This window comes from Arachidicoccus rhizosphaerae, from assembly GCF_900107765.1.
Taxonomy (GTDB): Bacteria; Bacteroidota; Bacteroidia; order Chitinophagales; family Chitinophagaceae; genus Arachidicoccus; species Arachidicoccus rhizosphaerae.
In genome coordinates, this window is record NZ_FNQY01000001.1 from 331,260 (window position 1) to 349,436 (window position 18,177).

Genomic DNA, 18,177 nt, shown 5'->3' on the forward strand with positions numbered 1-18,177 from the left:
GCCGCCGATTTTATTAATAATTTGGATTACAGAGACTTAATGAAGCCGCGGCGGTTCAATGAAACGGTAAAATCTTTTAAAATAATCGGGCGGAGCTCAAGGGGCCGCCCGATTTCTTTTTTAAGATAAATACTTAGCTTAACTTTGCACTTTCTATTTCTATCCAATGAGTGACGCAATAAAACACGAATGCGGATTGGCTTATATCCGTTTGAAAAAGCCACTTTCCTTTTATTTAGAAAAATACGGAACCGTGTCCTACGGCCTCAATAAGTTGTACTTATTGATGGAGAAGCAACACAACCGGGGTCAGGATGGCGCGGGGGTGGCTACCGTCAAACTGAATGTGGAAAACGGCTATGAGTTCCTGCATCGTCTTCGTAGTAATGCCAGACAACCGATCTCTGATATCTTTTCCCAGATCGGTGCGCAAATAGATGATTTAGAGAAATATTTACCAGCCATACAAACCCAGCCGGAAATCATGAAAGGTCATGTCCCGATGCTGGGTGAACTTTTATTAGGGCATCTGCGTTATGGTACCCAGGGTAGAAATGATGTGGAGTTCTGCCACCCGTTTATTAAACGCAGCCTGAACAAGGCGACCAATATGGCCATGGCCGGGAATTTTAACCTGGTGAATACCAAGGAACTTTTTGAGTTCATTGGCATGGAACCGGGGACTTTCCAAAAACAAAGCGACCTGGCCGCTATGATGGAAGTGGTCCATCATTTTCTGGTGAAAGAAGCGGAACAGACGGGCAACAATATCAACATCGCCCATATCTTAAAGCAGGCTACCAGTCTTTTTGACGGCGGTTATACCATCAGCGGACTGATTGGTAACGGTAAGAGCTTTGTGATGCGCGATGAACACGGGATTCGTCCCGCTTATTATTATGCGGACGATGAAGTGGTCGTGGCTGCCAGCGAAAGGGCTTCCATCAGAACGACTTTCAATGTCGGAGAAAACGAGGTGAAAGAATTAATGCCCGGTAATGCGCTGATTGTCGATGAAAACGGCGCTTATGAAGTGGTAGAGATTCTGGAACCCAAAGAACGCAGAGCCTGTAGCTTTGAAAGGATTTATTTCAGCCGTGGCGGAGATGAAAAAATTTACCGCGAAAGGATTGCGCTGGGTTATCATTTAAGTAAAAGAATATTAGATCTGATTGATGCGGATCTTAAAAATACCATTTTCTCCTATATCCCCAATACCGCTGAAGTGGCCTTTTACGGGCTGGTCAAAGGGATGGAGGATTATTTGAACACCATTAAGGTTCAGCGTATTATGAGCTGGAATGGCGATTTTGACCAGGCAAAACTGGAAGAAATGGTTAATCGTAAGATTCGCCAGGAGAAGATTGCCATCAAGGACGTAAAAATGCGGACTTTCATCACCGCTGACGCCGGCCGTAATGAAATGGTGCAACACGTGTATGATATCACCTACGGAACAGTGAAAAAGGGTCAGGATACTCTGGTGGTCATTGATGACTCTATTGTAAGAGGCACCACGCTTAAGGAAAGTATTGTGAGAATGCTGTCCCGGCTGGAACCTAAAAAAATCATTGTTGTCTCTTCTGCGCCCCAGATCCGTTTCCCTGACTGCTATGGCATAGACATGAGCCGTATGGGTGATTTTATTGCATTCAGAGCAGCCCTGGCCTTACATAAAGACCGCGGAACCGAAAAGGTCATTGATGATGTCTTTAACAGATGTCTGGAGTTACAGCAAAACGGACAAATGCATGCAGAAAATGCAGTTAAAGGTATTTACGCTGATTTTACTCCTGAAGAAATTTCCGGTAAAATAGCGGAACTTATTACACCGGAAGATGTAACGGTACCGGTGGAAGTGATCTATCAGACCATTGAAGATCTGCATGACAGTTGTCCTACCAATACCGGAGACTGGTATTTTACAGGGAACTATCCTACGCCGGGCGGTAACCGGGTCGTTAATAAAGCCTTTATCAATTATATGGAAGGCGTTAATAGCAGAGGATATTAGAAACAACGACCGTTTATAAACAGCATTTATTTTTTAGGCCGGGTCTTTATGATCCGGTCTTCGTTTTGAGCCAGAAAAGCTTCCCAGTTTTTCATGGCTTTTTTTCTGCCCGGCAGAAAACGGTTTTGGTAATGATGGCATAGCGCTACGGCCAGTGCATCAGAGGCGTCATAATATTTAGGCGATATTTCTATGGTGAAGATTTGCTGGAGCATTTTCCAGACCTGCTCTTTACTGGCATTCCCGTTGCCGGTGACGGATTGTTTGACTTTTTTGGGAGAATACTCCGTCACATTTATATGATGCTGCATGGCGGCCGCAATGGCGACGCCCTGGGCGCGGCCCAGCTTCAGCATACTCTGTACGTTTTTGCCGAAAAAGGGCGCTTCAATGGCAAAACTGTGCGGCTTATGGATACGGATCAACTCTCCTACCGTCGTGTGAATCTTTTCCAGTCTTTGATAGATATCTTTATAGGAACCTAATAAAAGCGTTCCCATGGCCACCATGGCGGGGGGCTGGTTGCCTTGGGCGGTCTTAATAACCGCCCAGCCCATTTTAATGGACCCGGGGTCTATGGCCATGATTACCGGATCTTCGGATGACGCTACGCAGGAATGTAAATCTTGAATATTCATGTGCTTGAGCCGACCCCAAGGCCCATTGGTGGATTTGATTCCCCGGGTGCCGGTACCGGCAAAAATACTAAGATTATTTAGCAGACCCGTTATTTAAAGCCATTAATATAGGAGGATGCAACATCCGGAAATATCCTTATGCTGATTGTTTCGACAATATTTCTTTAACATACTGCCGGTATTTTTATTAAGAAAATGATAATATATGTTGAATCAATGAGAATATTTGCAGGGTCAGCTATAAATAAATGTTACAAATTTGCTTAAGCAATCTGAAAAGGATTCCTGTTTGAAAAGATCAAAGCAAGATTGGAGCCTATGGCTGTGGAGACCCGGATGAAATAAAATAACGGTTGCCGGGGACAGGGAAAACAGGCATTCATCCATGAGAAAAGATTCCGATTGAATAAAAAGTATGGAGTGCTTATACAGAGAAAACTATGGTAGAAAATACACAATGGATCGGGGTTCAGTGATTGTTTTCCCCGACAGTTATTAACGCTTAGAATATCTGCCGGATCTGGCTAAACATCCAGATAAAAGTCGTGTATGGATCCGGTTTCAATGTATCGGCATCAGGAGGAGTATCATTGTTTGAAGGGAAGACTTCTATTCAGCAGGGAGAGGAGCAGTCCTCAAAGATCTGTCGTTTTTATCCGGAATACTGAAAAGGATTTCACCAATTGTAAGTGCTTGTTTACCAAGTTAAATATTAAAAATCTAAAAGGAGTTCAAAGGCTCCATCTGTAAAAAATGAGTAAATAATACGCCCATAACCGGATCGTCTCCGCCCCAAAGAAAGACCAGGCATTGCAGCGGCTGCAGGGCAATACAGAAGCGCACGCTAAAGGTAGTGAGCGTCCTGTAAGGGGGGAGCTACGCTGCCAACCGCACCGGCAAAAGCGATGAAGACGCCAACTGACTTCCCTTGTAAAACAGGGCAAAGGTCAGCGGTCCGGACTATGATTAATATAAATATCACAATTTAATGAATTAATAAAGTAGCAGACCTTAATTGCCCGTATAAAAAAGGTAATTGATAAGGCCCCTGAGCCGCGGTCTGCAATCAAACAACACGCTATTAAAAGGATAACAATTAAAATGTATATGAAAAAAAGCAAAACAAGAAGATGGTGCAGGAGCATGGAAATAATCATGCTTGCACTGATTACGCTTTTCTTTGTACAGTGTAAAAAAGAGGTCAGCGGCAATCAGCCCAATGGTTTTGATCCTTCAAAACCCATCGTTGTTGACAGCATTTACCCTAAGGAAGGCGGTGTGGGAACCAATCTGATCTTATACGGACAGAATTTTGGTAACGACCTTTCCAGGACAAAAGTTACCATTGGCGGAAAAGCAGCTAAAGTAGTAGGGGTGCGTGGGAACAGTATTTACTGCGTCATACCGGAGAAAGCTTATGATGGCGATATTCAGATCAGTATTCTGGACGATGAGGGTAATCCGCTGGCAGAAGGAACCTCGAAAGAAATTTTTTCCTATGTAAGAAAATGGCTGGTGTCCACCTTTCTGGGTAAGTATTATGAAGTGAGCAGCGATTTTGAAGAAAAAGAAGGCCCTTTTAATGACTGCGGTGCGTTTAAAGGAATACTCTGGTTCAGTTTTGATCCGCTCAACCACGACCATCTTTATTTTACAGCAGATGCGAACAGTTGCCGTATGATTGATTTTGAGAAAGAGTATGTCAATTATTTCAGGACGGGCTTTAGCAGGACTTCAATTATCAGCTGGGATAACGACGGAGACATGATTGCCTCTGACAACCATTCCAGCGACACCAAATACGGGAATTATATTTTCAGCCGGTCTTCGGGTTTTACGCAAAAAGAAGCGATTCCCGTATATGCAAGAGGCGTCAATGGCACCATGATACATCCTAACGGGGAGTTATATTATTCCAGATACCGGGCAGGAGACGTAAGGCGATATGATTTTCAAACAGGGGAGGACAAACTGGCTTTTGCCAACCCTTACAGCGCTGTAGCGGTATATATGGTGATGCATCCCTCCGGCGATTACGCTTACCTGATAGAATATGAGAAACATTTTATCATGCGTACCGATTATGATCCGGTTAAAAAGATTTTCAAGACGCCCTATACCATAGCAGGTGCTGCCGCTACAGCCGGCTACAAGGACGGAGTAGGCACCAGTGCGCTGCTTAACCATCCCGTACAAGGCGTTTTTGTAAAAAATCCTGCCTATGAAGGCAACGGAGCGGATCAGTATGATTTTTATTTCTGTGACAGAGATAATCACGCCGTCAGAATCCTTAATCCTCAGGGCAGGGTAAGTACCTATGCCGGTCGAGGTAATAACGGCACCAGCGGTTATGCAAACGGGGATTTGAGAACGGAAGCACGCTTTAATGCGCCGCAGGCCATCGCCTATGATGAAGAAAGGAAATGTTTTTATATCGGAGATGCCGGTAACTGGATCATCCGCAAAATAGCTCAAGAAGAATAATAATTAAAAACGATAATAGATGATTAAGAAATTTCTTTTATTACTCAGTATTGTTTTACTCGGCGTTTGCTCAGGTCTTCTGGCTCAGGAAGAGATGACAGTAACGGGAGTAATAACCGATATGAACAAAGTTCCGATTGAGGGGGTAAGTGTTTCAGTGCTCGATGCACCCGGAACGGGAACCCTGTCAGATAAGGAAGGCAGATATTCTATCAAGATACTACCTTTTCATACATTGGTTTTTACGTTTGTAGGTTATGAGAAGCAGAAGATCATGCTCAAAGACCAGAAAGTGTTGGATGTCACGCTGGAGGATGCCAAAGCCAGTGTCCTGGATCAGGTCGTGGTAACGGCGACCGGCGAGCAGAAAAAAATCTCCGTCACAGGGGCCATCACAACGGTGGATGTAGAACAGCTGAAGGCCAACCCCAGCACCTCCATGGCCGATGCCCTGGCAGGGAATGTACCGGGTATCCAGGCCATGCAGACCTCCGGCCGGCCGGGTAGTGTGTCTGAATTCTGGGTTCGTAGTATCTCCACCTTCGGGGCCAGTAATTCCGCCCTGGTACTCATTGACGGATTTGAAAGGGATCTCAATGAGATCAATGTGGAGGATGTGGCGTCCTTTACCGTTCTGAAAGACGCCTCGGCGACCGCTATTTACGGAAGCAAAGGGGCCAACGGGGTGCTTTTGATTACCACCAAAAAAGGGAAAGGTGGTAAAGTCAATATCAATGGCAAGGTCGAGGGCTTTTACAGCGAACTTACCAAACTGCCTGATTTTGCAGACGGGTATACCTACGCCTCCTTAGCCAATGAAGCAAAAGAGGCGCGTAATGAAGAACCGCTGTTCTCTAAGGACGAGCTGGAGATCCTCAGACTAGGACTGGATCCGGATTTATTCCCGAATGTGGACTGGATGGACGTGTTGCTGAGAAATGGCGCAAAAAGCCAGCGCAGCCTCCTTAATGTGAGCGGCGGAGGCAATACAGCCCGGTATTATATCTCCGGCAGTTATCAGGATCAGCAGGGCATGTATAAGGTCGATGATGCTTTAAAAGAATATAACACCAATACGAACTTTAAAAAATATACGTACCGCTTAAGTGTGGACATGGATATCACCAAAAGTACGCTGTTAACGGCAGGGATCTCAGGGTCGCTGCGCAAACAAAATGATCCGGGCGTCGGCAGTAATTCCATCTGGACAGCGCTGATGGGGTATAATCCCATTACATCGCCCATGATGTATTCAGATGGCAAAATACCCTCTGACGGGGATGACAACGGCGACCGTTTTAATCCCTGGGTCCAGGGAACCATGACGGGTTATAATGAAAGCTGGCAGAATAATATACAGACGACTTTAAATCTCAGACAACGGCTGGATTTTATCACCAAGGGGCTGACTTTTATCGGTCGCTTCGGTTACGATACGTATAACAGCAATTATATCCTGCGTAAAAAACATCCAGAGTTATGGAAAGCCAGCAGGTACAGAAATACCAACGGCGAACTGGTCTTCCAGCGTGTCGTTGAGGAACAGAAAATGGAGCAGTCTTCCGGGTCTGAAGGCGATAAAAGAGAATTTTTAGAGTGGCAGCTTAACTATGACAGAACCATCGGTGTACATAATTTCGGGGCAGTTGCAAAATATTCTCAGTCGGGCAAAGTGTTCACGCAAAATATAGGGGATGACCTTAAAAACGGGATTGCCCAGCGCAACCAGGGGCTGGCCGGCCGCGTCAACTACAACTATAAATCCCGCTATTTTATAGACTTTAACTTCGGTTATACAGGCTCTGAGAATTTCCATAAAGATTACAGGTTCGGGTTTTTCCCGGCTATCTCCGGCGCCTGGAATATCGGAGAAGAACCCTGGCTTAAAAATGCCAGCTGGATTGATATGTTCAAGATTCGTTATTCCTATGGCAGGACCGGAAACGATAACCTGGGAGATGTTCGCTTCCCGTATTTATATACTATTGAACAAAATGTAGGCGGTTACAATTTTGCCGATTTCACCTCAGACAATACCTGGAGCGGCATTCATTACTCTGCTGTCGCCTCTCCCAATGTTTCCTGGGAAATTGCCACCAAACAGGATCTGGGTATTGACTATTCTTTCTTTAATGATAAATTCAACGGAGCCGTAGATTATTTTTATGAGCGTCGTACAGGCATCTATATGGCCAGAAACTATCTGCCCGGTATTGTAGGGTTGGAAAGTGTTCCTTCTGCCAATGTGGGAGAAGTGCTGGCCAAAGGGTTTGATGGTAACTTTTCTTTCAAACAGACGCTGGGCAAAGTGGAGCTGACCATCCGGGGGAATATCACTTACAGCAAAAATAAGATCATCGAAAAAGATGAAGAGAATTCGATTTACTGGTACAAGCTGGAAGAGGGGCACCGTGTGAACCAAGCCAGAGGCTTGATTTCCCTGGGGCTGTTCAAAGACTATGATGATATACGCAACAGTCCCAGGCAGACATTTAGCGATGATGTTATGCCGGGAGATATTAAGTATAAGGATGTGAACGGAGACGGTATTATCGATGACAATGACAGGGTCGCCATCGGGGCTACCACCAAACCTAACCTGACTTATGGATTCGGGGTATCGGCCTCCTGGAAAGGCTTTGACGTGAATGTACATTTTCAGGGTGTCGGAAAATCCACTTATTTTATCGAAGGATCCACCGTCTATATGTTTAGTACGGGCGACGGATGGGGTAACATTTTAAATGAGATGGCCAACGGCAACCGCTGGATACTCGGTGTAAATGAAGATCCCAATGCGGATTATCCAAGACTGACCTATGGTGCGAATGCAAACAACAACCGGGCTTCCACATTCTGGCTGCGTGACGGCTCCTATATGCGCTTAAAAACGCTGGATATGGGTTATTCGCTGCCCAAATCCCTAATCAATAAAGCGCATCTGAATAACGCCCGCATTTTCTTTATCGGCACCAACCTGCTCACTTTCACCGGATTTAAATTGTGGGATCCTGAGTTAGGAAGTACGAACGGAAAAGTGTATCCATTAAGCAAAACTTTTTCACTCGGTTTATCGGTTACCTTATAAAAAGATAATATCATGAAAAATATACGAATAATTACCTCCCTTTTGTGCCTGATTTTTCTAATGGGCGGATGCTCCAAATATCTGGATTCTGATTATCTTTTCGATGAAAGGATGTCCACGGAAGATGTTTTCACCAATACAGATTATGCGAACCGGTGGCTGGCCAAGGCCTATAATTTTCTGGGCAATAATTATATGCAGGATGTTGCCAGCAAAAAAAACGTGCCCTTTAATTTTTCAGATGACATGTATTACGGCGATGAGTCTGAAGGATACCAAAGATGGAAATCGGGTCAGTATACAGAAAGCGGCCTCAAAGGAGAGAGTCTTCAGATCTGGAATATTGCCTATCAGGGAATCCGTCAGGCCTCGGTTTTTTTGAACAATATAGACATGAATAAAGACTTCTCTGAAGAAGAGATGGCTGATCTGAAAGGACAGGCCAGGTTCCTGCGTGCCTATTTTTACTGGGAACTTTTAAAAGTATTCGGTCCGGTGCCGATTGTGCCGGATGAAGGTATTGATTATACCCTGGAATATGATCAGATTGCCCAAAAGCGCAATACTTATGAAGAGTGTGCGGAGTATATTGCCAAAGAGATGGCAGAGGCGGCTAAAGGACTACCGCTCACTAGAGGCGTTCAGCAACTGGCCCGGCCAACAAGAGGTGCTGCACTGGCGCTCAGGGCGCGGGTGCTGTTATATGAGGCCAGTCCGCTGGCCAATGGCAAGGCCCCGGCAGAAGTGGCGGTGGCCATGGTGGATAAGCAAGGCAATCCTTTACTGTCTCCCACCTATGACGAGTCTAAGTGGGCCCGTGCTGCCGCTGCCGCTAAGGATGTGATGGATTTAGGCAGGTATCATTTATATGTGGCCTATAAAAAAGAATCCGGAGATATTGCCTATCCTGCCACGGTTACACCGCCTTATAATGCGGAGTTCTCCAATAGCAACTGGCCCAGTGGCTGGCAGGATATTGATCCTTTTGAGTCCTACCGTTCCATTTTTGACGGAGATGTACAGGCTTATGAAAATCCGGAGCTTATTTTTACGCATGGACAAAATCAGGGCGGTGAGGGGATCAATGTCCTGGTGCTGCACCAGCTGCCCCGCCTGGAAGGGAAAGGATATAACTCTCATGGTATGACACAAAAACAAATCGATGCCTATTACATGAATGACGGGACAGATATTCCCGGAATGAATGACATGTACAAAGGCAGGGCTGCATATAAAGATCGGTTCAATACGCAGGAGCGGCCCAAAGATTTTGTGACTGCCGGGGACCTGGCGGATTATCCGGAGCTGGGCCCCCAGGGTATAGGGGTCAGTAAACAATATGTGCGCCGGGAGCCACGCTTTTATGCCTCCGTTTCTTATAACGGATCCACCTGGAATTTTCTGAATGCCACCACGGAAAACGATGAAAAGAAGAATGTACAGATATTCTATTACAGGGGCGATCCCAATGGATATAAGAATACGACTTACTGGCCCCGTTCCGGTATCGGTATAAAAAAATACGTGAACCCGGAAGATATCAGTAATGTAGCCGTTACTGCCTATGACCAGGGCAGAATGAAAGAGAAAGTGGATCCGGCCATCCGGTACGCGGAAGTCCTTTTGATTTATGCCGAAGCGCTCAATGAATTAGGCGGAGCGTCCTATCCGGTTCCTTCATGGGACAGCACAAAGACATATAATATTTCCCGCAATATCGATGAGATGAAATCAGGCATCCGGCCGATCCGCATTCGGGCAGGGCTGCCTGATTATACCGACGAGGTGTATGCAGACCGTGATAAGTTCAGGGTAAAACTGAAAAGAGAACGGCAGGTAGAGCTCTTTGCAGAAGGTCAGCGTTATTTTGATCTCAGACGCTGGACAGACGCTCCTTCAGAAGTGCCGGCACCTGTATATGGCTGTAATGCGTTTAGCACTGCAGATCAGGCGGTACTGTTCCACACGCCCGTAGAGATCCCGTCCTTTCCGACCATTTTTACTTTAAAGATGTGGTTCTGGCCAATTGATTTTACGGAATTAAAACGCAATAATCAGTTAACGCAAAACCCCGGATGGACCTATCCTGAATAAAGGACGGACCGGGCCATGACTTATAAATTATCCGGTTAACAGCACAATAAAATTACAAGCAATGAAAAAGAACTTATTATTCTTATTTTTAACCTTTACCATAGCCACGGCTTATATCTCCTGTTCAGATGAATGGAAAAGCGAACAGTTTGAGCAGATGGTGTCTTTTAAAGCTGAGGCGAATGCACAGGGTGTTACTTTCGCCTATCTGAGGTATAATCCCGAAGGCAAAGTCCGGTACGATCTGCCTGTGATCATCAGCGGATCGACGGCGAATTCTGTGGCCAGAACCGTTCGTATCGGTCTGGATCCGGATACCCTGGCCATTTTGAACCGTGAACAATACGGCGAGCGCAGTGAGCTTTATTTCAGGCAACTGGACCCTAAATACTATAGCATGCCTGAAACAATCGAAGTGCCGGCCGGACAAAGCACCGTCACTGTGCCCATCGATTTTACATTAGGGGATTTAGATCAGTCCGACAAATGGATCCTTCCCTTGCAGATTTTAGATGATTCAGGGGAAGATTATAAAGCCAATCCGCATAAAAATTACCGCAGGGCCATGCTAAGGATCAATCCTTTTAATGATTACTCAGGGACGTATGGCGGGACTCTTTATAAAATTTACCTGGGAGATTCCGACCCGTTAACCCTGAATGAATACAGAACCTATGTGGTGGATGACAGTACGATTTTTATCTATGCAGGGACAAGGGATATTGATTATCTGGATCGCAAAAATTATAAAGTATTTATACGTTTTACCAATGATTATATTGATATCCAGAAAAGAAAATTGGAAATCTGGAGTGATAACGGCGAAAATAATAATTTTAAGGTAGGGGACGAGCAGTCTTATTACACGATTGAGGAAGAGTGGGATGCTAAAAAGCCCTATTTAAAGCATAAATATTTTACCCTGTATCTGAATTATAATTTTGATGATTATAATACAGTTCCCGGTCAGACCCTTTCCTATAAGGTAGATGGTACGCTTACCATGCAAAGGGATTTAAATACCCTGATACCGGATGAGGATCAGCAAATCCAGTGGTAAGCTTCTGATAAAGAGAGGTTTAATAATTAAAGGCTTCAGAAAGGCTATTGAAAACAGAGTTATCGCCTGATTTTCAGTAGCCTTTTGGCATTCTGTACATCCGGGTTTGCCGTCCTGAAGTCTGTATTATCTTCGCATGAGAGGAGATAACCCGGTATAAAAAAGGGAAGGATATGAGCGGGGTGAAAGCCAGGTTTTCCATAAAAATAGATAATAAATTATGCATAAAAACAAAGAGAATCAGTAATTTGTACTGAAAAAGAGAGATTTTTGCATACATGCTCAAACAAAACTGGAAAAAAATATTGAATTATGTGGTCGGCCCGGTACTTTTTATCGTGCTTGCCTTTTCTATCTATCATAAGATTCAAAAACAGCCCAACTTGCCAAAATCCTGGGAAGCCATTAAGGAGGCATTCGGGGCGCATTATTCTTTACTAGGTCTGATGCTGGTGTTAATGGTGCTGAACTGGAGTCTGGAAGCCCGTAAATGGCAGTTGTTAATTCGTCCGGTCCAAAAAGTTAGCCTGATGACAGGTTTTAAGGCGGTCTTGTCCGGGTTATCCTTTTCGCTGTTTATCCCCAATGGAATGGGCGAATATTTAGGCAGGATGCTTTATATGGAGGAGGGAAACCGCCTTAAATCTGTGGCAGTCAGTTTTATGGGAAGTCTGAGTCAGGTTATTGTAACACTGGTTGTAGGGGTGATTGGTCTGGAATTTATTATGCATGCGGTTCCTTCTTCCGGTCTGGCTACTACGGGACTCACCAGGTTTTGGCTCCGGGCCCTGAGTTATGCTGTTATTATCTTTATCGGGTTCTTTTTACTTTTATATTTTAAAATAACCATATTTGTTAACTGGTTTGAGAAAATCCCTTTTGTCTATAAACACAGGCTGTTAATTGATAGTCTGAAAGAATTCGACAGAACGCTGCTGCTACGGGTCTTACTGTTGGCATTTATAAGATATTCAGTTTTTATTGCTCAATACGTATTAATGTTTTATCTTTTTAACGTAATGATGCCATTAAAAGAGGCCATTTGGTCGGTAAGTATCTTATTTTTACTAATAGCAATTGTACCGACCATACCCATTGCTGAATTGGGCGTAAGAGGTGAAATCAGTTTAAAGGTGTTTAGCCTCTTTAGCAGCAATTTTTTAGGGATTGTCAGTGCGGCAGGTTTTATCTGGCTGATAAATTTAATCATTCCCGCTTTGGTAGGAAGTTTGTTTGTATTAAGTTTGAGAATATTTAAAAGAACGGAACTCAAAGCTTCTAAAACCAATTAGGGACACCAAAAACAAAGCAAGCATGAAAAAATTATGGATAATAGGGCTGATTATAATGTGCTTTGCCTTTAAGCCTGTAGAGCCGGGTGATGATACCATGTGTAACCAGAAGAATACTTCTTTTAAGGCCGGTGAGGAATTTGAACTGACGGTATACTACTCCGTTGCCGGGATTTATGTGAATGCAGGCAACGCCAAGGTGAAAACAACCCTCACACATTTAAATAACCGGCCTGTTTATCATGTAACGGCACTTGGTAACTCTAACTCCTCCTACGACTGGATTTTTAAAGTCAGAGACGTTTATGAGTCTTATATAGATACGGCCACAATGCAACCCTTAAAATTTGTTCGTAAAATCCGGGAAGGCAGCTATAAACGTAATGAAGATATTGCGTTTAATAAGCAGACGAATACGGCGGTTACCAATAAGGGGGTCTATAAAGTTCCGGACTGTGTTCAGGATGTAGTCAGTTCTGTTTTTGCTGCCAGAAGTATTGATTTTTCTAAGTATAGCGAAGGTGATAAAATTCCTTTTGAGATGTTTTTAAGTAATGAATTGTATCATTTATATATCCGCTATCTGGGGAAAGAAAAAATTAAAACAAGGTTCGGGACTTTTAATGCCATTAAATTTAAACCCCTACTCATAAAAGGAGAAATGTTTAAAGGGGGAGAGAAAATGACGGTATGGGTTAGCGATGATGCCAATCATATTCCGCTTCGTGTACAGAGCCCGATTGTTGTGGGGAGCGTAAAAGTAGATTTGACAGGTTATAAAAATCTGCGTTATCCTTTAAGTGCTCAAATCAAAGATTAGCCGGTCCTTTAATTAGAATCTTAGCAATAAAAAATCCGGTGTGGCATCATAAGCCGCACCGGATTTTTTAAAGGAATCAACTAAGAGGTTGACACAAAGTGTCTGCATATCCTCCAGGCTAAATCAAAATCAGGCAAATGCATGGCTCTACAGAAAATTTTTGCAATTAAATGCTAAGTTATTTGGTTAAATAAAATACAATTATTATTTTTGTTGTGTAAATTATTTGGCGATAATGCATCGTTTGCGAGATTGCTGAAAGATTGTTTAATCTAAAATGAAAAACCATGAAAAAGTACCTTATTGCAGAAGAGTGCCTGGATTTAGCGTGGAGGGTTTGTGAACGGAAAAATACGTATGGCCGTATTAAAGCCAAGGGGGATCCGCCATCTCAGTATTTTTTGAAAGAAGGAGATGAACCGGTATTTATTAATCCATTAAGAGATGTGGGATTTAAAATTCTTTTTGGCAATAGCGGGCAGCATAGCTCCGGTGCCAATAGCAATGATAAGTCCGTTCTTAAAAAGGGCGATTTATTAAAAGAAATGCTAAATTCCTTTTTTGGGCCGAAAATTCCGGCGATCACCCAGGTGCGTTTTAAAAATGTGGAGGCTCCGGGAGCGACCATCCATAACCGGAAGGTTGTTTATGATTTATGTTTTTCGGACGGAAGCAAAAGGGAGTTTATTGTAGAAATGCAAAATCAGAAAATATCCTTTTTGTTTAACAGAATGCATAACTATTTATCCAGAGCACATTCGCTGGTAATGGAAAAAGGCGCATCTTTTGATCATAATCAGACGCCCTTAGTGGGGGTGCTGATTGCAAATTGTATAATTCATCAGGACACAAGAGTACCCTGTATTTCTATGGCTGAATTTGCAGATCTGGAAAATGGTGTAGTTGTTACAGATTTGTCCAAGATTATGACCATAGAATTACCGAAGTTTAATAAAAATCTAAACGAGTTGAAAGATAATAAAGATGTATTTTTGTTTTTGCTGAGAAACTTGGGGAAGTTAAAGAAAATCCCGCCTCAGCTGGATACCGATTTGTTTAGACCATTATTTGAACACGCCAAAATTGCAAACCTAAAAAAGGAGGATTTTATGCTATTCGATGAAGACAGAACCTGGGAAAGAAAAAGACAGTTGGAATTAGAAACTGCATTGGACGATGCAGTTATGGAGACTACGATGGAAGTTACCAAACAGGTTACCAGACAGGTGACTGAACAAGTAACCAGACAAGTGACCAGACAAGTGACTGAACAAGTTTCGCAAATAAAAACACGTACATTCATAGAGGCGCTTTTAACCAAAGGGCTCCTCAGTGATGAGGATATTGCGGAAGTTACTCAAGTCTCCGTAGCTTTTGTTCAAAAAGTAAAGGAGGAATTGTCTTTGACTTAAACTGCATTTTGCAGTCAGACCAGGAGGTGCTGAAAGATGTTGGTATTTCATCTTCCGGCGCCTCCTGTTTTTTTATTGTTTAGGTGCAAGGGCGGGAGGGATTTCACCTGTCATGCGGTAAGTGACTCATCTGGTGTCTCAGCTATCCATAAAGCGAGTTTTGAGTTCAGGGGTCGGCACCATGCAACGGTCTTTTTTTCCATACCATTTATACCGGTGTCTGGCTATATAATTATATAACGGGTCTCTTAGGGCTCTGGGTAAAATCAGTATTATTGTAGCCAGATTCCATGGAAATCCTAAGAGGCTGAGGACTTTAATAACCGCTGTGGACCGGTCAAAAACCTGCCCGTTTTTAATTAAAATAATGCTGCGTAAAGAGGCTTCAGCGTTCTTTTGACATTCAGGTTGCATTATAGGCGTCAACGCCTCTTTTAAGGCGCCCTGAACTAAGCGCCTTGTATAATCCGATTGCAAGGAGGCAAACTTAAATTTTGCTTTCGGATCATGGCGGATAATAAACTGCACGGAACGGTCGCACAGGTTACACACCCCGTCAAAGAGCAATAACAAATCAGGAACCGGTTTTTTGTCTATAGTTGGTATTAAAGTGCTGCTATTTTCCATTGCCCTTTAGTGTTGAGAGGAATGTTTTTAGCTCCGCCTGACTTTTCTTTTCCAAAATATAATCCCCCTGCATTAAAAAATAAGTGGGGTTTGCTCTGGCCGCTGTTTTTTCAACAACAGCGTCCAGTTCAAATATCTGGTCAGCTCCGGTTTGCAGGGAGCTGGCGGCGGAAGCCTCCGGTGTGGCAATCATAACAGGGACACTTAACGCGTGGGCCTGTTGGATGACCGTTGTAAGTCCCGCTTTCTGGTCATTAAACGCCTCAAAATTCTTAAAAAGAACCAGGACGTATTTTTGCTGACTGGTCAATAGCTCCTGAGTGGAGTCAGCGCCAGCGGGTGTTTTTAAAGAAAAGTCAGTAACCTTAGGGATGGCATTGCCTTTTCTGATTAATTTATCATACCGGTCGACATACTGATAGGTAGAGTCGAAGTCTTCCGGAAAATGATTCGCATCAAATTCAACGACTTTACCGGCATGCTGATAGCGAAAGGTAATGGCAAAACTATCTGCAATGGCGCCCGGAGGCACCTGCATTTGTTCCAGTAAGTGGTTGCCTTTTTTATAAGGCAGGCAATCCACAAAAGGGAGATGTTTTAACACATAAGCCTGTAAGGCTAAAGCAAAAGCCAACGCTATTATAAGAAAAGAGACGGCCGCTTTAATGCTGAACCTGGATCTGATTTTATGTCGATAGATAAAAATATAAAGCACGAGGATCAGTAGCGCAATATCCTTTAAAAAAGACTGGATGGGCGTCAGCGGCAGACAATCCCCAAAACAGCCACAGCTCTGAAACTTTCCGCTGAGTGCCGCATAACCGGTTAAAAAGCCAAAAAAGAGGGTGAGCAGTAATATGAGCCAGCTAAAAAGGCGCATCCGGTAACCTACCAGCATGGCCACCCCTAGCAAGATTTCAAAGGCGTTCATGGCGATGGAAAGGCTAAAAGTGCTCCAGTTCAGCGCATTCCATCCCCAAGCGTCAAAAAACTCTTGCATCTTATAGCTCAGGCCAAGCGGGTCGTTGGCTTTTACCAGCCCGGAAAAGATAAAAAGCAGCCCTACAACGATTCTGACAATCATTACGGTGGCAGGGATCCCGCTTACTTGTTTTACCCGTTTTTGGGCTGAGGATTGCTGGAAGTTACTCATGGTGATTGACTTTTTTTTGTGTGCGGACACAGGCATGGCTATATTACCAAAATACCCGCTCAGGCCTTTTGTTCATCCATTAAAATCAGGGCAAAAACTGCGTAGTTTAATATATCCGTATAATTGGCATCCAGCCCTTCGCTGATCAGTGTCTTGCCATCGTTTTCCAGGATTTGTTTCATGCGCAACAGCTTAACCAGGATCAGATCCACCAGACTCTGTTGGCTCATATTACGCCAGGCCTCGCCATAATCATGGTTTTTAGCGATCATGGTCTGTTTAACGGCGGTCACCGTCTGATCATACAGCTCCGTTACTTCTGGTACAGAAAGTTCGTCGATCGTGGCATGCTCCTTTTTTAACTGGATTAAACCAATGACCGCATAATTTAAGATACCGATAAATTCAGAAGGAATATCATCTGCCACCTTTTGTTCTTTAAGCTCCTGCAGGTTACGGATTCTGAGGGCCTTAATATATATCTGGTCAATAACGGAGATGGTCCTTAACACCCGCCAGGAAGTGCCATAGTCTTTGGCCTTCTTAATAAAGATTTCTTTACTTACATTTACTGCCTGATCATATTGTTGCAACGTTGCGGACATATTTCTCGTATTGATTCTGACAAAAATAGAATAAATATGTATACTCTGAACTGTAAAGGACGCCTTTTAACGCTGGATAAGCCTGCGGTAATGGGGATTATTAATGTAAATGAAGATTCTTTTTATGCAGGCAGCAGACAAATAGATAGAGATGCGGTCCTGACCCGGGCCGCAGCAATGCTTCAGGAGGGTGCCGCCATAATCGATATCGGCGGGCAGAGCACACATCCTAAGAGCCCGAGAATTACGGCCGGGACCGAAATTTCCAGAGTAGTGCCTGCCATTGAGGCCATTTTGGAACAGTTTCCGGGGGCGGTTATTTCCATAGATACTTATTTCAGCGAAGTGGCGGCGGCTGCCGTTCAGGCAGGGGCCTTACTTGTCAACGACATCAGCTGCGGAGCGCTGGATCCTAATATGTTCTCGGCGGTAGCGGCCCTGGAAGTGCCTTATATAGGGATGCATATGCGAGGTGACCCCAATACCATGTCCCGGTTAACGGATTATAAAGAGGTGACCCAGGCTGTACTGGATTATTTTACCGAAAAAACAAAGCAGGTCAATCAGGCCGGCATCCGGGATTTTATCCTGGATCCGGGTTTTGGTTTTGCCAAAACCCTGGAACAGAACTATGCGTTGCTTTCCCAGATGGAGACGCTGCAGATTTTTGAGTTGCCGGTACTGGTAGGTGTTTCCAGAAAATCTATGATTTATAAGGCGCTGGATATCACGGCGGAAGAGGCGCTTAACGGCACCACCGTTCTGCATACCTACGCTCTGCAAAAGGGGGCGGATATTTTAAGAGTGCATGATGTAAAGCAGGCCATGGAAGTGATCCATCTAGTGGACAGGCTCAAGGTCAGGACGCCGGCCTCCAGTTAAAAGTACAT

At 44.0% G+C, this 18,177-nt stretch carries 13 protein-coding genes; 9 read left to right on the forward strand and 4 right to left on the reverse strand.

Going from position 1 to position 18,177, the window contains the following annotated elements; translation table 11 throughout:
* Nucleotides 1–166: 166 nt before the first annotated feature.
* Nucleotides 167–2,014: an amidophosphoribosyltransferase gene (locus tag BLU80_RS01270; protein WP_091392349.1), complete on the forward strand. Its 1,848-nt coding sequence runs from the start codon at nt 167–169 to the stop codon at nt 2,012–2,014.
* Nucleotides 2,015–2,040: 26 nt separating this feature from the next.
* Here BLU80_RS01270 and ruvC read toward each other — a convergent pair whose 3' ends face one another.
* Nucleotides 2,041–2,652: a crossover junction endodeoxyribonuclease RuvC gene (gene ruvC, locus BLU80_RS01275; protein ID WP_091392350.1), complete on the reverse strand. Its 612-nt coding sequence runs from the start codon at nt 2,650–2,652 to the stop codon at nt 2,041–2,043.
* Nucleotides 2,653–3,759: 1,107 nt separating this feature from the next.
* On the opposite strand from ruvC, the gene BLU80_RS01280 reads away from it, so the two are divergent.
* The 7 genes from BLU80_RS01280 (at nt 3,760) to BLU80_RS01315 (ending at nt 14,902) form a co-directional block, all read left to right on the forward strand.
* Entirely contained in the window at nt 3,760–5,136 is a 1,377-nt protein-coding gene (locus BLU80_RS01280; RefSeq protein ID WP_091392749.1) for an IPT/TIG domain-containing protein, read from the forward strand.
* A gap of 19 nt (nt 5,137–5,155) precedes the next feature.
* Nucleotides 5,156–8,224 carry a SusC/RagA family TonB-linked outer membrane protein gene (locus BLU80_RS01285; protein WP_091392352.1) on the forward strand — a complete coding sequence of 1,023 codons (3,069 nt, stop codon included), beginning with the start codon at nt 5,156–5,158 and terminating at the stop codon, nt 8,222–8,224.
* Between the two features lie 12 nt (nt 8,225–8,236).
* Nucleotides 8,237–10,318: a RagB/SusD family nutrient uptake outer membrane protein gene (locus tag BLU80_RS01290; protein WP_091392354.1), complete on the forward strand. Its 2,082-nt coding sequence runs from the start codon at nt 8,237–8,239 to the stop codon at nt 10,316–10,318.
* Between the two features lie 61 nt (nt 10,319–10,379).
* Entirely contained in the window at nt 10,380–11,378 is a 999-nt protein-coding gene (locus BLU80_RS01295) for a DUF4973 domain-containing protein (protein WP_091392356.1), read from the forward strand.
* Between the two features lie 278 nt (nt 11,379–11,656).
* Complete coding sequence (locus tag BLU80_RS01305; protein WP_091392360.1) at nt 11,657–12,670, forward strand: lysylphosphatidylglycerol synthase domain-containing protein; 1,014 nt, start codon at nt 11,657–11,659, stop codon at nt 12,668–12,670.
* Between the two features lie 22 nt (nt 12,671–12,692).
* Nucleotides 12,693–13,490 carry a DUF3108 domain-containing protein gene (locus BLU80_RS01310; protein WP_244518647.1) on the forward strand — a complete coding sequence of 266 codons (798 nt, stop codon included), beginning with the start codon at nt 12,693–12,695 and terminating at the stop codon, nt 13,488–13,490.
* A gap of 287 nt (nt 13,491–13,777) precedes the next feature.
* Entirely contained in the window at nt 13,778–14,902 is a 1,125-nt protein-coding gene (locus BLU80_RS01315) for a PD-(D/E)XK nuclease family transposase (RefSeq protein WP_091392362.1), read from the forward strand.
* Nucleotides 14,903–15,040: 138 nt separating this feature from the next.
* Here BLU80_RS01315 and BLU80_RS01320 read toward each other — a convergent pair whose 3' ends face one another.
* The 3 genes from BLU80_RS01320 to BLU80_RS01330 are packed head-to-tail and all read right to left on the reverse strand — an operon-like array spanning nt 15,041 to nt 17,287.
* Nucleotides 15,041–15,529, reverse strand: coding sequence for a thiol-disulfide oxidoreductase DCC family protein (locus BLU80_RS01320; protein WP_091392365.1), 489 nt, complete (start codon nt 15,527–15,529; stop codon nt 15,041–15,043).
* Complete coding sequence (locus BLU80_RS01325; protein WP_244518648.1) at nt 15,519–16,682, reverse strand: BT_3928 family protein; 1,164 nt, start codon at nt 16,680–16,682, stop codon at nt 15,519–15,521. The genes BLU80_RS01320 and BLU80_RS01325 overlap by 11 nt, the downstream gene beginning before the upstream one ends.
* A 59-nt stretch (nt 16,683–16,741) precedes the next feature.
* Entirely contained in the window at nt 16,742–17,287 is a 546-nt protein-coding gene (locus BLU80_RS01330) for a DUF1599 domain-containing protein (protein ID WP_091392368.1), read from the reverse strand.
* A 36-nt stretch (nt 17,288–17,323) separates the two neighbouring features.
* Between BLU80_RS01330 and folP the strand changes: the two genes are divergently transcribed.
* Nucleotides 17,324–18,169 carry a dihydropteroate synthase gene (gene folP, locus BLU80_RS01335; RefSeq protein WP_091392370.1) on the forward strand — a complete coding sequence of 282 codons (846 nt, stop codon included), beginning with the start codon at nt 17,324–17,326 and terminating at the stop codon, nt 18,167–18,169.
* The last annotated feature ends 8 nt before the right edge of the window (nt 18,170–18,177 follow it).